The organism is Microseira wollei NIES-4236 (assembly GCF_020521235.1).
GTDB classification, from domain to species: Bacteria; Cyanobacteriota; Cyanobacteriia; order Cyanobacteriales; family Aerosakkonemataceae; genus Microseira; species Microseira wollei.
The window spans coordinates 15702-31051 of sequence record NZ_BLAY01000053.1; the positions used below are offsets into that span (position 1 = coordinate 15702).

General features: G+C 45.6%; 18 protein-coding genes. 7 read left to right on the plus strand and 11 right to left on the minus strand.

Annotation, left to right across the window (positions count from 1 at the left end):
- Positions 1–72: 72 nt before the first annotated feature.
- The 7 genes from MiSe_RS18350 to MiSe_RS18365 all read right to left on the minus strand — a co-directional run bounded on the left by MiSe_RS18350 (position 73) and on the right by MiSe_RS18365 (position 4002).
- Positions 73–663 carry a chromophore lyase CpcT/CpeT gene (locus tag MiSe_RS18350; RefSeq protein WP_226583166.1) on the minus strand — a complete coding sequence of 197 codons (591 nt, stop codon included), beginning with the start codon at positions 661–663 and terminating at the stop codon, positions 73–75.
- A gap of 185 nt (positions 664–848) precedes the next feature.
- Entirely contained in the window at positions 849–977 is a 129-nt protein-coding gene (locus MiSe_RS51030; protein ID WP_264196560.1) for a hypothetical protein, read from the minus strand.
- 21 nt (positions 978–998) lie between these two features.
- Positions 999–1127: a hypothetical protein gene (locus MiSe_RS51035; protein WP_264196562.1), complete on the minus strand. Its 129-nt coding sequence runs from the start codon at positions 1125–1127 to the stop codon at positions 999–1001.
- Positions 1128–1158: 31 nt separating this feature from the next.
- Positions 1159–1287 carry a hypothetical protein gene (locus tag MiSe_RS51040; RefSeq protein WP_264196563.1) on the minus strand — a complete coding sequence of 43 codons (129 nt, stop codon included), beginning with the start codon at positions 1285–1287 and terminating at the stop codon, positions 1159–1161.
- Positions 1288–1351: 64 nt separating this feature from the next.
- Positions 1352–2182 (minus strand): calcium-binding protein, encoded by an 831-nt coding sequence (locus tag MiSe_RS18355; protein ID WP_226583169.1) that lies wholly within the window; start codon positions 2180–2182, stop codon positions 1352–1354.
- A gap of 271 nt (positions 2183–2453) precedes the next feature.
- Positions 2454–2735: a hypothetical protein gene (locus tag MiSe_RS18360; protein WP_226583172.1), complete on the minus strand. Its 282-nt coding sequence runs from the start codon at positions 2733–2735 to the stop codon at positions 2454–2456.
- An 82-nt stretch (positions 2736–2817) separates the two neighbouring features.
- Positions 2818–4002 (minus strand): esterase-like activity of phytase family protein, encoded by a 1185-nt coding sequence (locus MiSe_RS18365; RefSeq protein ID WP_226583174.1) that lies wholly within the window; start codon positions 4000–4002, stop codon positions 2818–2820.
- A 118-nt stretch (positions 4003–4120) separates the two neighbouring features.
- Between MiSe_RS18365 and MiSe_RS18370 the strand changes: the two genes are divergently transcribed.
- The 3 genes from MiSe_RS18370 to MiSe_RS18380 all read left to right on the plus strand — a co-directional run bounded on the left by MiSe_RS18370 (position 4121) and on the right by MiSe_RS18380 (position 7254).
- Positions 4121–5719, plus strand: a complete 1599-nt coding sequence (locus MiSe_RS18370) for a tetratricopeptide repeat protein (RefSeq protein ID WP_226583177.1) — start codon at positions 4121–4123, stop codon at positions 5717–5719.
- A gap of 164 nt (positions 5720–5883) precedes the next feature.
- Entirely contained in the window at positions 5884–6321 is a 438-nt protein-coding gene (locus tag MiSe_RS18375; protein WP_226583180.1) for a hypothetical protein, read from the plus strand.
- 678 nt (positions 6322–6999) lie between these two features.
- A complete protein-coding gene (locus MiSe_RS18380; RefSeq protein WP_226583184.1) occupies positions 7000–7254 on the plus strand; it encodes a hypothetical protein in 255 nt (84 codons plus the stop codon).
- Between the two features lie 121 nt (positions 7255–7375).
- Here the strand turns inward: MiSe_RS18380 and MiSe_RS18385 are convergent, their stop codons facing one another.
- Both MiSe_RS18385 and MiSe_RS18390 read right to left on the minus strand, forming a co-directional pair.
- Positions 7376–8698, minus strand: coding sequence for a DUF2330 domain-containing protein (locus tag MiSe_RS18385; RefSeq protein ID WP_226583187.1), 1323 nt, complete (start codon positions 8696–8698; stop codon positions 7376–7378).
- A 42-nt stretch (positions 8699–8740) separates the two neighbouring features.
- Positions 8741–9634, minus strand: coding sequence for an RnfABCDGE type electron transport complex subunit D (locus tag MiSe_RS18390; protein ID WP_226583190.1), 894 nt, complete (start codon positions 9632–9634; stop codon positions 8741–8743).
- A 175-nt stretch (positions 9635–9809) separates the two neighbouring features.
- Here MiSe_RS18390 and MiSe_RS18395 point away from each other — a divergent pair, with 175 nt between their 5' ends.
- The 3 genes from MiSe_RS18395 (at position 9810) to MiSe_RS18405 (ending at position 12223) form a co-directional block, all read left to right on the plus strand.
- On the plus strand, positions 9810–10181 hold the full coding sequence (locus MiSe_RS18395; RefSeq protein ID WP_226583207.1) for a DUF6464 family protein: 372 nt from the start codon (positions 9810–9812) through the stop codon (positions 10179–10181).
- A 422-nt stretch (positions 10182–10603) separates the two neighbouring features.
- On the plus strand, positions 10604–11716 hold the full coding sequence (locus tag MiSe_RS18400; protein WP_226583210.1) for a glycosyltransferase family protein: 1113 nt from the start codon (positions 10604–10606) through the stop codon (positions 11714–11716).
- A 6-nt stretch (positions 11717–11722) separates the two neighbouring features.
- Positions 11723–12223 carry a hypothetical protein gene (locus MiSe_RS18405; RefSeq protein WP_226583213.1) on the plus strand — a complete coding sequence of 167 codons (501 nt, stop codon included), beginning with the start codon at positions 11723–11725 and terminating at the stop codon, positions 12221–12223.
- A gap of 33 nt (positions 12224–12256) precedes the next feature.
- Here MiSe_RS18405 and MiSe_RS18410 read toward each other — a convergent pair whose 3' ends face one another.
- Both MiSe_RS18410 and MiSe_RS18415 read right to left on the minus strand, forming a co-directional pair.
- Entirely contained in the window at positions 12257–13030 is a 774-nt protein-coding gene (locus MiSe_RS18410) for an SDR family oxidoreductase (protein ID WP_226583216.1), read from the minus strand.
- A 142-nt stretch (positions 13031–13172) separates the two neighbouring features.
- A complete protein-coding gene (locus MiSe_RS18415; RefSeq protein ID WP_226583219.1) occupies positions 13173–14060 on the minus strand; it encodes a DUF8623 domain-containing protein in 888 nt (295 codons plus the stop codon).
- Between the two features lie 79 nt (positions 14061–14139).
- On the opposite strand from MiSe_RS18415, the gene murG reads away from it, so the two are divergent.
- Entirely contained in the window at positions 14140–15213 is a 1074-nt protein-coding gene (gene murG / locus MiSe_RS18420; protein WP_226583221.1) for an undecaprenyldiphospho-muramoylpentapeptide beta-N-acetylglucosaminyltransferase, read from the plus strand.
- The last annotated feature ends 137 nt before the right edge of the window (positions 15214–15350 follow it).

Genomic DNA, 15350 nt, shown 5'->3' on the forward strand with positions numbered 1-15350 from the left:
AACCCGGTTTCTAGGTCGCCCAAGGGTAAGTCCTGCCCAATCTAAAATCTGATATCTAAAATCTAAAATTTCCTAGACTTTTACCTCGTCGGCAAAACTAGCCTTGCGGACAAACTCAAATGGTCCAGCAATCGAACCCCAGACATGTTCGTCCGTTTCCACATCCCGCCCTCGGTCGAGGCTGATTAGTTTATCTTCGTCAATTTCAAATTCGCTGTCGAGATAGGTGGTTTTGTCTTTTCGCACGACGATGCAGCCTTTTCCGGGTTCAACTCTAGCTTTGAAGCTGTTCCCCGTCCACTCGGTAATGAAGGTGCAACCGGGCATTTTCTCCAATCGCTCTGCTTGCAGGGTTTGCAGGCGTTCGAGGTCGCGAGAAGCACCGTAGAACTGTTCTTCCTGCTTGATTTTATAGTTTTCGATTTCGATGCGCGAGCCGACTTCTACAAACTTCAGCACCCGCACCCGGTAAGGCTGATTCAAGGCAAAGTCGTAAGCTTGTTCTAGGTACAGACTCACCCCTCCCAGAAATTCTAAAGGCAGAGGACGCATACAAACGCGAATGTGAGCAAAAAACGGCGGATTTTCATATGCTTGTGCTTGGTTGCTGAAATCGGATGCCATCCAGCGAACTAGGGTGGGAATATCCGTCGAGTGAGTCATTGTTGATTAAAGTGCGATTGTTAAGAACGAACTTAATTATTTTACGGCTTGCAATCGCGTAGCTGTAGGGGCACGGCATGACATACGTTGTTAAATGGGACAGATCTAGATTGCCGTGCCCATACCGCCAACGGGATTTTTGCTGTAGGGGCACGGCATGAGATCAGTTGTTAAATGAGACAGATCTAGATTGCCGTGCCCCTACCGCCAACGGGATGTGTGCCAAATTCAATTGCCACCAAGTAGTAGCACGGCATGACATAAGTTGTTAAATGCCAGAAATCTAGATTGCCGTGCCCATACCGGCATGACATAAGTTGTTAAATGGGAGAAATCTAGATTGCCGTGCCCCCACCGCCAACGGGATTTTTGCTGTAGGGGCACGGCATGACATACGTTGTTAAATGCGAGAGATCTAGATTGCCGTGCCCATACCGCCAACGGGATTTTTGCTGTAGGGGCACGGCATGACATACGTTGTTAAATGCGAGAGATCTAGATTGCCGTACCCATACCGCCAACGGGATTTTTGCTGTAGGGGCACGGCATGACATACGTTGTTAAATGCGAGAGATCTAGATTGCCGTGCCCATACCGCCAACGGGATTTTTGCTGTAGGGGCACGGCATGAGATACGTTGTTAAATGCGACAGATCTAGATTGCCGTGCCCCTACCGCGCGATCGCGGTTAAATATTACTCACGGGAACCATGAGATTTTGCAAATCTGCTGGGACAACGTTCAAAGCAAAACCTAAACCTGTACCGTTTTGCAGTTCAATCGAAGTGCCGACAATAATGCCATCTCGGTTGGGGTCAATATCGATACCTGTGAAGGATTGGAACACTTGGCGAATCAATTCTGGACTTAAGGTTCTCGGAGCGACTAAACCATTATTAATTAGATTCTGTATTTCTGGATTGTTTACCAACCTGGGGTCATTCAGAGCTTGATTGATGGGGATATTTTCTTGTCTGAGGACGAGATTTGCTGCTGTTAGTCCGTTGCTGATGCCGATGCGATCGCTAGATTTATCAAAATCCAAAATCAAGTCCGCACTCGTTGGTTCAGCTAATACTGTATCTGGTCTTAAAACAAACAAATCGCTGCCGCTACCTCCAGTCAGCACATCTGCACCAAAATCGCCGATTAAAGTATCGTCTCCGGCATCACCGCGTAAAATATCTGTGCCTTTGCCCCCTCGGATTAAATCGTTTCCTGCACCCCCATAAATACTATCATCCCCCAAGTTACCGTTGAGGGTGTCATTTCCCTCATCTCCCCACAATTGATCTTGGTCTTTACCTCCATAAATTATGTCGTCACCCCCTCGACCAAAAATAAAGTCATCCCCTTGATTTCCATTAATAATTTCTGCGTCAGATGAGCCAGTAATCCTATCGTTTCCTGTTAAACCGAGCAATCCTATGGGCAATCGGGTTAACAACCCAGGCGTGATTTGAAAACTGTCGTTACCGGGGGTGAGTCCATAGTATCCATCGGGAGAAGGGCCAGTCATTTTTACTTCCTTGTTGTTACGTATTTGTCCCGCAACGGAAATCAACTGTTACCGGGCGGCAGGATGTGGCGCTCGCAAATCCTGTGATTTAGGATACCCCGTTAGCGTATGTAAACAAAGACCTGTTGAGGCTGAAGTCAGAGGTTCTGCCTATGGCAGCTTGCAACTCAGCTTGGACAAGATTATCCAATTCTGCTTGCTGTTCTATAGCGGATTGCAGGCGGATGAGGTACACCTGAGTTTGTCAAGCGCGCTGCCATTTTTGCTGCCGCTATTGCATTCTTGCGCCAAAAGGCTGTACCTCACTCGCTGGCAATCGGCTGTAAAGGAAGCGTCTCACTGCGATCGCGTGCTGCCAAATACTCATCAATTCAGATAACCGCTTTTGCTGTTCGGCACTAAAAAAACGGTCAGATCGGAAGTTTTGAACGATCAATAACGCACCGAATTCGCTATCTTCTAGTTGAGCAGTCAAAGCGTCTAGCGCTTCACCCGCAGTGCAAGCCAGTCGCTTGCACTTTGCCTGCAATTGCGCGATAAAACCTCTTACCACTAGCGTCGGACTCTGGCAAAATAGCTACAGTCGTCATGTCTTTAGTTCAAAAGCTTTTATTTGTCAATTATAGTCGGCGTTTCTAAGTTCCTACTTGCCGTTCGCTTTTGAGCCGAAACAGCAGAAACTGGGTGACTTGCTGCTCTTGGAAGTTATCATCGCTGACCAAAATTAAACTTTGAGAACCATCGGGGAATCGGGGACCAAGTGTCATTCCTTCTAAATTATCTAAAGCAATACCGAGTTCGCTTAAATCGAAAAGTAACTTTTTCTTGACTGGTTCAATTGCTCGCAATTCTCCTTTTAAACTGACAACGCGGGAGGTATCGGTTGCTCCTCCTGTGGCGATTTGATAAATTTTGACTTGCAAACCCGCTAAACCCAAAAAACTGCGCTCTAAACTGAGGAAATGACCGCCTTGATCTATGGCTAATAATTCAGCTAAACCATGAGCTAAAGCACCTTCAGGTGTAGGGGAAAGAGGATAAACATGTTCTGACACTAAAAGCGGCGGGCCATCGCCGATATAGTAATGCAACAAGCGGCATTTATTTATTTGCGGTTTGGGGTTCCCTTGCTCATCTTTTGCAGGCGGATCTAAATCTTGCTTTAAAGCCGATTCGGTGGCGGTAAACAAGCGAATTGGTTCGCCTTTGGCGGGAACAGTTCCGGTAGGATTCAGCGTCAGTGCTTCAAACCCTAAATTATCTTGAATTCCCTTTTGTTGTTTGTCGTCAGTGGCGTCGGCTATGTATCTTTCTGGAATGGGTAAACTTGATTTTTGTTGTCCGGTTTGCAGGTCGAATTCGCGCAAAAATGGAGGTATTCCGTCTTTGGTGACGCCTTCGCTGGAAATAAAGACGGTTTGTCCTGGTGTGAGGGCAATTCCTTCCGGGTCGATCGTGGCTTTAGGATAGGTTTGATTGTCTTCTGTTTTGAGGAAGGTGACGTTTTCGATTTCTGCGTTTTGGATGCCCGTTTCGTTTAAAGCTAGTTTCAGGGTGTAAAATCGCGCTGGGGCTAGTTGAGAGCGGTCATCGGAAAGTACGTAGAAGCGATCGCGCGCGCGATCGTAGGTGAGTGCCGATAACCCCCCAACGGGTGTATCCTTATACTTCATCTTGGGCAATTGGTACTCGCCCAAATAATCCAAGGATAAATTCAGAAATATGCGCTGTTCGGCGGTGACTTGCGGCAAGCTACAGCCTGTGAGTATCAATAGAGTAGCTGCAATAGCGAATAGTCGAAACATGCGAAAGCAATACACCTGTCTTCTCCCACTCTTGACGATCCGATTGACCAATCCGGATTTAGTTTAACAGTCTATTTGGGTTTAGACACGCCAGATACCAGGGAAAAAATGAGGTTGAAGAGGTTTAAAACCGATGAATGCAGATAAAAATGGATATTTCACTCACTTTAAACCGAAATTTTACACCCGTTCCATCACCCGCCAGGGGTTAAAATCCCTGGCTAATAGCTTAAGTTCTATCACCCTCCAGGGATTAAAATCCCTGGCTAATAGCTTAAGTTCCATCACCCTCCAGGGATTAAAATCCCTGGCTAATAGCTTAAGTTCCATCACCCGCCAGGGGTTAAAATCCCTGGCTAATAGCTTAAGTTCCATCACCCGCCAGGGGTTAAAATCCCTGGCTAATAGCTTAAGTTCCATCACCCGCCAGGGATTAAAATCCCTGGCTAATAGCTTAAGTCCTCTAAAGAGGACTGAATTCACGTACTTAATTGGCGATCGGGTGGTGAATTCGACCCAAAATACGGCAAAATTTCTGTGTCTGGCAATCGCCTTTTGTCTTTATTTCAGTTTGTCTTCGATCGCTGCGACAAATTCCAACCAAAATCCTAATCCGAATCAGTTTCCCCCCAATCCCTTAGAAATTAGAACCCCCGATCCCCTATTACCTCGAACTGACAGAAGACGCCGCCTAACTGATGCCGAACGCGCTGCACTTTCTGTGGCATTAGAGCAACTAAATACCGAAGCGGCGACTAAATTGCAAGCTGGGGACAGGGTGGGAGCGTTTGAAATATGGTATCGCGAATTGCGGCTGCGGCGATATATCGGGCCGTTGTCCGAGGTGCAGGCGTTGGGGAGAGTCGGCGCGATCGCTTGGCAGCAAAACAGCCGACCAGATGTACAAATTATTACCAAGCGCTTGCAAACTATTCAACAAGAGGTGCAAAAGCAACCGCCTGTAGAGTTGGAGTTGTGGCGATCGCTCGCTACTGCCTACCAGCAAGTCAATGCGCCCCAATTAGCCGTCGGCGTTTACGAACAAATTCTCGCCGTAGCGCGCTCGCAACAAGATGCTACGACTGTTGAGGCGACGCTGCTCACCCTTGCCGAAATGAATATGAGTTATTTCGAATACATTAAAGCTGCGGATAATTATCGGGAATTACTGAGATTGGCTCAGGAAAGGAGCGATCGCGTCAAACAAATCGCCTATTTAAAACAGTTGGCGTATATTTACGACCAAGGCAAACAATATCAAATGGCAATCAAAACAAAGCAGCAATTAATCGAGCTTTCCCTCAACGAGCAAGACTTGATTCAAGTTGGAGAACTTCACCTATCAATTGGTTCCAATTATGAAGCGCTTGGTTTACTAGAACAAGCCGCACAAAGCTATCAAGAAGCTTATATTTTTGCCTATAAACGCGAAATGTTTAATCGCGCGGCAGCAGCGTTGCAAAAAATGGCTAATCTATTCCAATCTAATAACCAAACCCAGCAAGCATTGTCAGTTTATCAAATTCTTGTCTCAGTCAATGCACTGGCTAAAGATGCTTACGGACTGATGAACGCTTACGACCAAATGGGCAAACTTTATCTAAGTTTAAACGACTTGACCCAAGCCCTCAACGCTTTTCAACAAGGATTGGAAATAGCAAGACAATTGCAATATCGGGAAGCCTACTTTTCCCAACAAATCGAGCAAGTAACTCAGCAGACTACCCAGTAAATATCGATAAAATTACACCGGCATTTGTCAAGAGTAAAAATCGGGAAAATAGCTAAAAGTAGCTGTTATAAAAATCCCCAGGGATTTCCTGATAATTACTCAGGTGTTTGTTATAAAGATGGGAGAGACTAAGGATGTTTACTGTAAAGGTGTAAAACATCCCAATGAATCGCGGTTTATCATTATTTGCCGGGTTATTTTTAGCAATTGTACCTAAGGTTCAAGCTGCTGAATTGCCAACAGTTTATCAACCAGAAAAATCTGGTGTGAAGTCAGATATTTTGATGGCACAAACAGCGCGTGTCCGTCGCGTTCAATTTGCGCGAGGTTCTAACTCGGCGACTATCCGAGATAGCGTCATCCGAGGTGAAAGAAATGTTTACATATTGGGCGCTCGTGCGCGTCAGACAATGAGAGTTAATATCTCCTCTTCCCAAGCGCAAGGGGGGGCGTTGTTTGATGTCGTTTCACCGGATGGAGTGGTCTTGGAAACTGGCGCCACAACTTTTGAGCAAGAATTACCCGCTTCAGGAAACTATCGCATTGTTGTTGGCGGATCGCGAGGTAATGCCAGTTTCTCCCTCAACGTAAGTATTAAGTAACTCAAGTTGCTAGTTATCTCAAGTTGCTAGTTATCTCTCTGGGAGCGGCTAATGGCTAATGGCTAATGGCTAGATTGGTAAAAATCCTAGATTAGCAATTAGCAAGCTTGCAAGCTTGCAACGCGCTTGTTTATAACTAGCAACTTGCGTTAGTTATTCAAATTGGGAATTGGGAATTGGGAATTGGTAATTGGATTCATTGCCTCTCCCCATTACCCTTCCACGGCAGATCCTAGCAGTCAGAAACCCGGTTTCTTCGTAGATTTCTCGCTGTCAAACCCACTATTTTTCAGAGAAACCGGGTTTCTGTTGCCGAGAGAAACCCGGTTTCTTTAACAATATCTTCGCCAAAATACGACACCCTTAAGGGTGTCGCTATACAAACAAAGCCCGCAAGACAAGGGCTGAAATTCTTACAGCCCTTGTCTTGCGGGCTTTGTTTGTATAGCCCCAGGCTTTAGCCTGGGGGCGTTTCAGAACATTGGCGAAGGTATTATTTAAGAAACCGGGTTTCTTTTGACACCCATTTTGTGTTTAACCCGTGCCTACTTTCTTGTTTCTGGAGTGAGAATTGAGGCCGGGTCGGCTTTCCTACCAAAGGGTGAGGCGGTTTTTTGAGGAAATTAATAAACTTAAGGATATAAAGAGCCTGCCGCTGTTTAAAAAAAGAGCTTTAATATGAAGCGTTCCAATTTAGCTAAAATTGCTGGAGCTGGCATTCTTTCCTTAAGTTTAACGTTGCTTCCCTCAACGCTACCAGCTTCTGCTCAAACGACTCCTAACAACGTAGAAAGCGAACAAACTTCAATTCCAGCAGCAACTAAACCTGTCCGACGAGAAGTTTGGATTGATAGTATTAATGCAAATTGGTTAGGCGCAATTGGTATTATTTGTTTAGCCCTGCTGTCGCGGGAGTACAGCAAACCCCGCTAATTGCTAATAGCTAATGGCTAATCGCTAATGGTGAAGCTGTTTAACTACAATTTGGCGCCCAGCTTTTTAATATTAGCAATTAGCAATTAGCAATTAGCAATTAGCAATTAGCAATTAGCCATCAAGGCCAAATATTTCTCCAAAAAGGAAGGTTCTGGGGTTGTACGGCAGTGGCAGGCATTTTCTTGCGAATTTCTTGGATATTCCATCCGGTTAGTTGCGCCAGAGTTTGAGCTTCTCGTTCAAATCGTTCAGCCAAAACCCGTTGATATCTTTGGCCCTCTTCGCATTGAATCTCGCCGCTAAAAGGATGGCGCAGAATATACCGACCTTGGAAAAATTGACGATTTGCTGTTTCTTGGAACATCAAATCTTCGGGAAATTTATCGCGGGTATAGCGGACGTGGAGACGGGTAATAAAGACATTTGTGCCGCCTCCGGGAGTTAGCCAAAATACACCCGCTTGGCGCAATTCTTCGGGATTCAAAGGTTGGGCAGAACAAGGATCGCATCCTGCCATGTCCCAGGCATATTCGATAAATGCAATATTTTTTCCTTCGCGAGTATAAGCAGTTTGGAACATGGCTTTATAGAAATCGCCAAACTCATTTTTGACGAACGGGGGAATCTCCGTGTTGGAAGGAATTTTTACGGTGCGGTAGTTGGTAATTTCTGTTTGACCTTTCGGCGATAAGAGGTAAACAATCAAATCTTGCTCGGTTGTGGCATTGATGGTTCCTAACCGAATTGGTAACATGAATCTGGCAGATTCATAAGCCATTTGCAGGGGTCGCAAAAATTTATATCCTGATTTGGCAAATTCCGATAGATTGACTTTGGCAACGAAGAATTTCATGTTTTGCCGAATGTAGGGTTGCAGCAGTTGACTACCCTCCTGCGGTATGCGGTAACCGTTTCTTTTGAGCCAGGTTTCTAGACCGTTAGATTCCCTAGCACTTAAGATTAAAATGTCATATTCTCCTACAGTAAAGCGGGCTTCTACTGTCACTCCTAAAGCACTTTCATCCCTTCTTCTCACGGCTGGACTTGCTGGCATTGGTGGCCCGCCTCTGGTGCCAAAACCACCGCTGAAGTCGCCATCGCCGCAAGGGTCTGGGTCGAAATATTCTACCAGTCGGGGGGCGCTAAAAGCATCGAGCCGTTCGATAATTTTTGGGTCACCAACGCGCACTTGTTCTGGCTGAAGTACAACTGGAACTGGGACGACAATGGCAAAGTCTTTGATATTGCCTTGGTAGTCGTTTGCCATTGTTAAAATTGTGCGATCGCCATTGCGTGCAATAATTACTTCAGATGCTTTGTTATATAGCTTCGTATCTGCTTTTGCCACATAAAATCCACAAAATCCTAAAGCTGTAGGCGCCAAGCAAATCGCAGCTAAAAATGCAATTAAAAGCGTTACCATTGGGCGAATTATTTTCATAGTAATCTCCTTTTTTGCTTTGATGTCAAACAAAGGGCTGGTTTAGATCAACTGTCGATGATTGCATGGATGGCAGGTTTTACCCGCCCCTACACAACTACCCCCTGACCAAGAAAATCTAGGGGCTGACCAGATCTTATCCAAAATTAAGGTCAAGGGCGAAAGCGCAAATAATGCCCAGAAAACTGCTGTGGGAATAAAAAATTGATTCCGCAGAATAAAAGTTAAGAGGGCAATACTAATAGCCCAAATTAATCGACCCGACCGGGCATTGGGAATCGACCGGGGGTCTGTAATCATAAATAAGGCAAAAAGCAACAAAGAACCGCTCATCAATCGATGGAAAAAAACATCCCAAGTCCAGCCTAGCCAAAGATTGCGAATCGCTTCTAAGAAAGCGTAACTGCCTAAAAAAGCGGCGGTTGTATCCCAACGTCCTACTCGTTTCAAAACCATTCCACCAGCGCCTAAAAATATCAGCGCGTACCACCAATCATCGCCCCACTGTCCCGGCGAAACCCAAGCATCTTTGGTCAGGACAAGCGCAGAAATAATCCCAAAGTTAGCGGGATTAAAAAAATGCTTGCGCTCAAATTGAAAAATAAATTTACTCAAAATTGCTAGCATTCCTGCTAAAATTATAGTGCTGGAATGCTCGGATCTTAAAAGTAAACTCAGACCTAAAGCCGTAATTAACGCACTAGGAAATGAAGGCTGAATCGGGGCGAGTTTTTCTGCGGGATTTTCTTGTTTAATAGATTGATATGGCTGCCAGCGAGGCCAGAGGGAAGAGAGAATCCACTGCGCCGTACAGCAGGTGGCGATCGCAACTAAAATGAAGTCAAGCCGCAAAGTCCAGTCCCTGGTAGCCACACCTAAGACTAGGAAAAGGGATAAAAACAGAATTTGATAGTCTCGGACATCTTTGAAAAACATAACCTGCGCCAAGATAAGGATTCCAGATTCCAAATGTAGATAGGTGAAACACAAAAAAGTGCCTTGATTATGGAAATTGTTACAGAATTTGGTTAAAGTCTGCCGATGGTGTGAAGCGGCGGGCTGCAATCGCGATACCTTAAATATGTAGTCCGCAACACATCTTTTGGGAGCTATGGAGCCAGACTCACTGCCTACGGAGGTAATACTGACGCACCCGCGTCAGTCGCTGGGAAGCGTCCAGCTAGACTGGACACCCCAACCCGGTAACTATCTCAACCTGGAAGGTCAAACCTACGCGGTTTTAGAACGCCGTCACCGCTATCAACTCAAGTCAGGGCGCTATCGGTTGGACAAAATTGCCTTATACGTGCAGTCTGCACCCCGCCCTACAGAAACAAGTTTTGTGGGCGGACGCTGGGTACTGGGAGATGCCAACTGTCGTTTCAATGCAGGTTCTGAACTGATTCGCTGTGCCGTTAACCCAGAGGGGCCATGCGTCAACTGTCGCTTCTACGAGAGTGCCTCGCGCGACAGTGCCAACTAAGTTGCGCCAGAGTTACGCCAAAATTTTTCCCACCACGACTGGGCGTAGGTAAGCGGATGTGGGGCTTCCCTGCCGCCTGCACCCCCAGTCCCACACCGATGTAGCCAGATCTCCTTAGCACGTCACGTTAAAGTCGATTGTCTTTAAATTTACTAATTCTTAAAAATTACAGCAATTTTACTTTAAGTTAAATAATCCTTGATCTGCTCAAATCTGTAGAGGTAGCTTGACATCAGTAATTCGACGGATATTGTCTGCGGATTTATCCCTCCTTAATATATCTAAAGATAATTTTTCTGTAAAAACACTGAGAAACCGGTGGCATACTGGGAGAACTTATGCCAACATGGCTGTGATGCAGAAGGGCATTCGTTTTTAATATCCCTATTTCTAGTACTTTTATTCGCCAATAATTTAGATCCATGAATACGAATCCAATTAATGTTGTCCCTCAGGTAGAGGTTAGAAATCAACGATTTTTTAACAATGGCTTTATTAAAACGGCTATGGCAATTGGGTTAATAGCTACTATAGGGTTATCAACAGTTAATAACTACGGGGTATCATGGGACGAGCCTATCCACATAAAAAATGTCGGATGGAATTATGAGTTGATTTTAAAAAATCAACCCCTGCCAAAGCACCCGGCTGATATTAAATACTACGGTGTGGCTTTTGATATTGCTGCTGAAACATTATACCAACTGAAGAACGGTTTCCCTAGAATAGAAATTAATCGAGATAGATTTGTCTTAAAACATGCAGTAACTTTTTTATTTTCTGTTTTAGCCTATGTATCAGTAGCAGGGATTGTGGGCATTTTTTGTGGGGCAGAATATGCATGGCTTGGTTCTATTACTCTAGCACTTTTTCCGGGTTTTTGGGGACATAGCTTCTTCAACCCAAAGGATATCCCATTTGCGGTTCTGTTCACTTTATCTACCTGGATGGGAGCCTATTTAGTCGAGGGTTACTCGAAATTAGATGAAAAAGTCAAAATTGGATTTAACCGCTTTAGTATAACTTCAATTCTATTTGGGGTTTTGGTCGGATTGCTTACGATTGCGAGGATTGGAGGATTTGTTTTCCTGGGATTTATTCCATTCACTTATATCGTAACCAGAGTGGGAACAGAAAAAATAACTAGATATACATACAAAAATATTTTTATCAGCTGGATATTGATATTTATATCTTGGGCGATCGTGACCACCGTATGTCATCCTGTATCTTGGTCAAATCCTGTGGGATGGTTTTTGGAAGCGTTCGAATATCACTCTAATCATGGTTGGGTAGGAACGGTTTTATTTGACGGTAAATTTATCTTAGGTAGCCAATTGCCTTGGTATTATCTTCCCCGGATAGTTACTATAACTGTCCCAGAAATATTTCTATTACTGTTTATTATTGGGTTAGGTTTAAGCGTCTACAAATATTCCCAATTCTCGAATTTACAAAAGGCTTGTTTAATCTTGGTATTACTGCAAATTTTCTCCCTGTCAAGCTATGGGATTGTTAAGGGTTCAACCCTGTAGGACGGGATGCGCCAGTTTCTGTTTATTTTGCCCGGAATTGCTGCTATTTCAGCGAGGTCAATTTCTTGGTTATGGAAAAAATATTTTATGGGATTTTTCGGAGTGGGTTTGATGGCTATTTTATGTTTACATATCTGCTTCGACATGATAAATCTGCATCCCTATGAATACATCTATTTTAATCGTTTATCTGGGGGTTTGATAGGAGCCTATAATCGATATGAGACTGAATATTGGGGATTGAGTCTCCGTGAGGCTATGGAGTGGGTTAATAAAAATAGCAAGATGGGGAAGCAGGTGCTAGTTGCCGGACCTTTGGATTCAGCCAAACTATTTGCTAAACCTGGTAGTGATGTCATCGAAGTTAAGAAGTCAAATATTGCTAAGCCATATTACTATTTGGGAGTCCCAAGATGGAATCTAGAAAAAGCTTTCCCTGAGTGTCAGGAAGTTTATAAGGTGGTCAGGCAAGGTGTTCCGTTGACAACCGTTAAACGATGTGAGTGAAAAAGAAGCTGGGATTTGAAATTTAAATTGCTCCTAAGTTCGTCGGTGAACCAGTGTTGCAGTTGCTTGGTCGGTTGGGACGAGCAAAACCTCGCTAATATTAACGTGGGCGGGTCGAGTGGCGCAGAAAAATACTACATCTGCTACATCGTCTGGAGTTAAAGGTGTGAGTCCCTGGTATACTTTTTTAGCGCGAGCGCTATCTCCATGAAATCGCACTTGAGAGAATTCGGTTTCCACTAAACCGGGGTCTACAGAAGTCACGCGCACGGGAGTTCCTAATAGATCTTGTTTTAATCCTTCAGAAATCGCCCTAACCGCAGCTTTAGAGGCACAATAAACATTCCCGCCTGGGTAAGTTTGATGTCCGGCAATCGAACCAATATTAACCACGTGGCCTTTACCGCGACTGACCATCCCCGGTACGATATAGCGGGTGAGATAAAGCAAGCCTTTAATATTGGTATCGATCATTTCTTCCCAGTCTTGGAAATCGCCTTCGTGCAGTTTATCTAATCCGCGACTCAGACCGGCGTTATTAATCAGAATGTCGATATTAGACCAAGATTCTGGCAGGGATTGTAAGGCAGATTCTACAGCGTTGCGCTCGCGCACGTCTAACTGCAATAAATAAGTCTGGCTGGAAAACTCTTTCCCCAGTTCGTCTGCGAATTGTTCCAATCGTTCTTTTCGCCGCGCTGCCAAAATTAATTTGGCACCCGCTTGAGCAAATAGCTTGGCACAAGCAGCGCCAATTCCGCTACTTGCACCTGTAATTAGAACGATTTGATTTTGAATTGAAATCATGTTTATTTGGTAATTGCTAATTGCTAATTGCTAATTGCTAATGGGGCATCGGTAATTTTGACTCGCTAAAAGGGGCGGTTAACGTTGGAGTTTAACGATTGTTGGTAAAACCCGCCCCGACATTGCTCACCTGCACGAGGTGCTAACTCGCACCACCAGAAGGACGATTTTGAGGACGAGATGGATTGGTGCGAGGATTGGAGCGGCGATTTTGCTGACGAGTGGGGCGAGCAGTGCCTTCTACTTGCAGGCGTTGGGTGACGATCGTCATACCATCTGCTCGTACCAGAACCGCTGATATCCAGTATTTACCCGCGTTATTGGGTGCGCGACCCTGTTTAAAAATTCCCCCCGCCGCCAGGGGTTCTAATTGTACCTGGGTGGGGTTTAAATAACCTTGGGCGCTGATAGATTCTTGTAAAGCTGCGCCGACTAGCACGTCGTCGCCCAAGGGTTCTCTGACAACGGCATCAAAGGTAAAGTCCTGTCCGGCGCGGACTGTTTCTGGTAATTTTATCTCGACGTTGGGGGGCTTTTCGCCGGAAGTTAGCTGAGTGCGTTCGGCTAAAATTTCCTGCTGGACGATTTTTTGGTTTTCCAATCGCTGCCGCGAGCGGATGGTAGAGTTGAAAGTCCAGTCTCTGCCGTCAATGGCTTGGCTGCCGGTAATTTGGGTCACGGTAAGGGCTAAAATTGCCCCGCTGCGATCGCGTTCCCAAGATTCCAGCGAGGTACGATATTGCAATTGGGGATAGCGCTGCCAAAGTTGTGCTAGCGCTTTTTCCATGTTTTGGCGATTTAAGCCATCGCTATTGCTAAAATTTGGGCTGTACAACTGCATCACCCCTTGCACGTCTCGACGATTTGCGGCGGCGTCGATTTGCGATAATGCGTTTTTCAATTCAGGAGGCGCGGTGTCGGGAGTCGCTGCAAAAGCAAGGTTTCCACCCGTTGATAACCCTAGCGCCGTTACCAAAATTATGGATAATCTGGGGGAAGCGCCTGGGAATAATTTGAGAGAATTGTGCATCGGTGATATTTTTAGAGTCAGCTTAAAAGTTGAGTATCCCTTGTCCTTGCTTGATGGTAGCTGAGAAACAAAAGTGACTGTGAAAAAATCGACTGTAGCGCCGCTGCGCTTGCTGATTGCTGCTAGCGGTACGGGGGGGCATCTATTTCCCGCGATCGCAACTGCCGAACAACTGCCAGATTACCAAATTCAGTGGCTCGGCGTTCCCAATCGCTTAGAAAAAGACCTCGTTCCAGCTAAATATCCCCTCAAGACGATTGCTTTAGAAGGGTTTCAAAAGCGCTTCGGATTGGGGACTCTGCGCATCATCACCCGCTTTATCGCGGCGATTTGGACTTGTCGCCGACTGCTCAAACAAGGAAAATTTCAAGGTGTATTTACCACCGGCGGGTATATTGCGGCACCTGCGATTATTGCGGCGCGCAGTCTCAATTTACCCGCAATCCTCCACGAGTCCAACGCCCTACCGGGTAAAGTCACCCGCTTCTTGAGTCGATTTTGTACTACCGTCGCCATCGGATTTCCAGCGGCGGCGAAGTATTTACCCCGTGGCAAAACGGTTTGTACGGGAACCCCCGTGCGCCAGCAATTCCTTTCACCCCAAAACCACGATCTGCCGATTCCAGACAATGTTCCCATTATCATAGTTTTTGGTGGAAGTCAAGGGGCAGTGGCAATTAATCAAATGGTGCGTCAAGCTGCGCCAGCTTGGTTTGACGCGGGTGCATGGGTGGTGCATCTAACGGGAGATAAAGATCCGGAAGCGGGAAGTTTGCAACATCCGCAATATATTTCTCTGCCGTTTTACGATAATATGGCGGGGTTGTTGCAACGGGCGAATTTAGCGATTAGTCGGGCGGGTGCGGGTTCGCTAACTGAATTGGCGATAACGGGGACACCGGCAATTTTGATTCCCTATCCGTTTGCGGCGGAAGATCATCAAAGTTTTAATGCCAAGGTGTTTGGAGATGTGGGTGCGGCGTTGGTATTTAAGCAATCGGAATTAACGGCGGAGGTTTTGAAAACAAAGGTATTGAATTTGTTGCAAACGCCGGAAGAATTGGAAAAAATGGCTCAAAATGCGGCAAGTCTCGCGGTTAGAGATAGTGGGTCAAGGTTGGCACAGTTGCTGCGAGAATTATTGGAGAATTGAACCGCCAAGACGCGATAGACAAGGGTAGCGTCTTCTCGAAGAGAGGGATGTAGTAGCACGGCGGGAGAAAACCTTCTCCTTAAGGGCAAAGCTTATTTATGCCGTGCTACTACAAGGATCGTCGATCAGCTGCTACG

Bases quoted from the DNA above. Each gene is read 5' to 3' on its own strand.
- MiSe_RS51030 (WP_264196560.1), bottom strand. From the start codon at position 977: ATGTCATGCCGGTATGGGCACGGCAATCTAGATTTCTGGCATTTAACA.
- MiSe_RS18410 (WP_226583216.1), bottom strand. From the start codon at position 13,030: ATGATTTCAATTCAAAATCAAATCGTTCTAATTACAGGTGCAAGTAGC.
- MiSe_RS18385 (WP_226583187.1), bottom strand. From the start codon at position 8,698: ATGAAAATAATTCGCCCAATGGTAACGCTTTTAATTGCATTTTTAGCT.
- MiSe_RS18415 (WP_226583219.1), bottom strand. From the start codon at position 14,060: ATGCACAATTCTCTCAAATTATTCCCAGGCGCTTCCCCCAGATTATCC.
- MiSe_RS18375 (WP_226583180.1), top strand. From the start codon at position 5,884: ATGAATCGCGGTTTATCATTATTTGCCGGGTTATTTTTAGCAATTGTA.
- MiSe_RS18400 (WP_226583210.1), top strand. From the start codon at position 10,604: ATGAATACGAATCCAATTAATGTTGTCCCTCAGGTAGAGGTTAGAAAT.
- MiSe_RS18380 (WP_226583184.1), top strand. From the start codon at position 7,000: ATGAAGCGTTCCAATTTAGCTAAAATTGCTGGAGCTGGCATTCTTTCC.
- MiSe_RS18355 (WP_226583169.1), bottom strand. From the start codon at position 2,182: ATGACTGGCCCTTCTCCCGATGGATACTATGGACTCACCCCCGGTAAC.
- MiSe_RS18390 (WP_226583190.1), bottom strand. From the start codon at position 9,634: ATGTTTTTCAAAGATGTCCGAGACTATCAAATTCTGTTTTTATCCCTT.
- MiSe_RS18370 (WP_226583177.1), top strand. From the start codon at position 4,121: ATGAATGCAGATAAAAATGGATATTTCACTCACTTTAAACCGAAATTT.
- MiSe_RS18405 (WP_226583213.1), top strand. From the start codon at position 11,723: ATGCGCCAGTTTCTGTTTATTTTGCCCGGAATTGCTGCTATTTCAGCG.
- MiSe_RS18350 (WP_226583166.1), bottom strand. From the start codon at position 663: ATGACTCACTCGACGGATATTCCCACCCTAGTTCGCTGGATGGCATCC.
- MiSe_RS18395 (WP_226583207.1), top strand. From the start codon at position 9,810: ATGGAGCCAGACTCACTGCCTACGGAGGTAATACTGACGCACCCGCGT.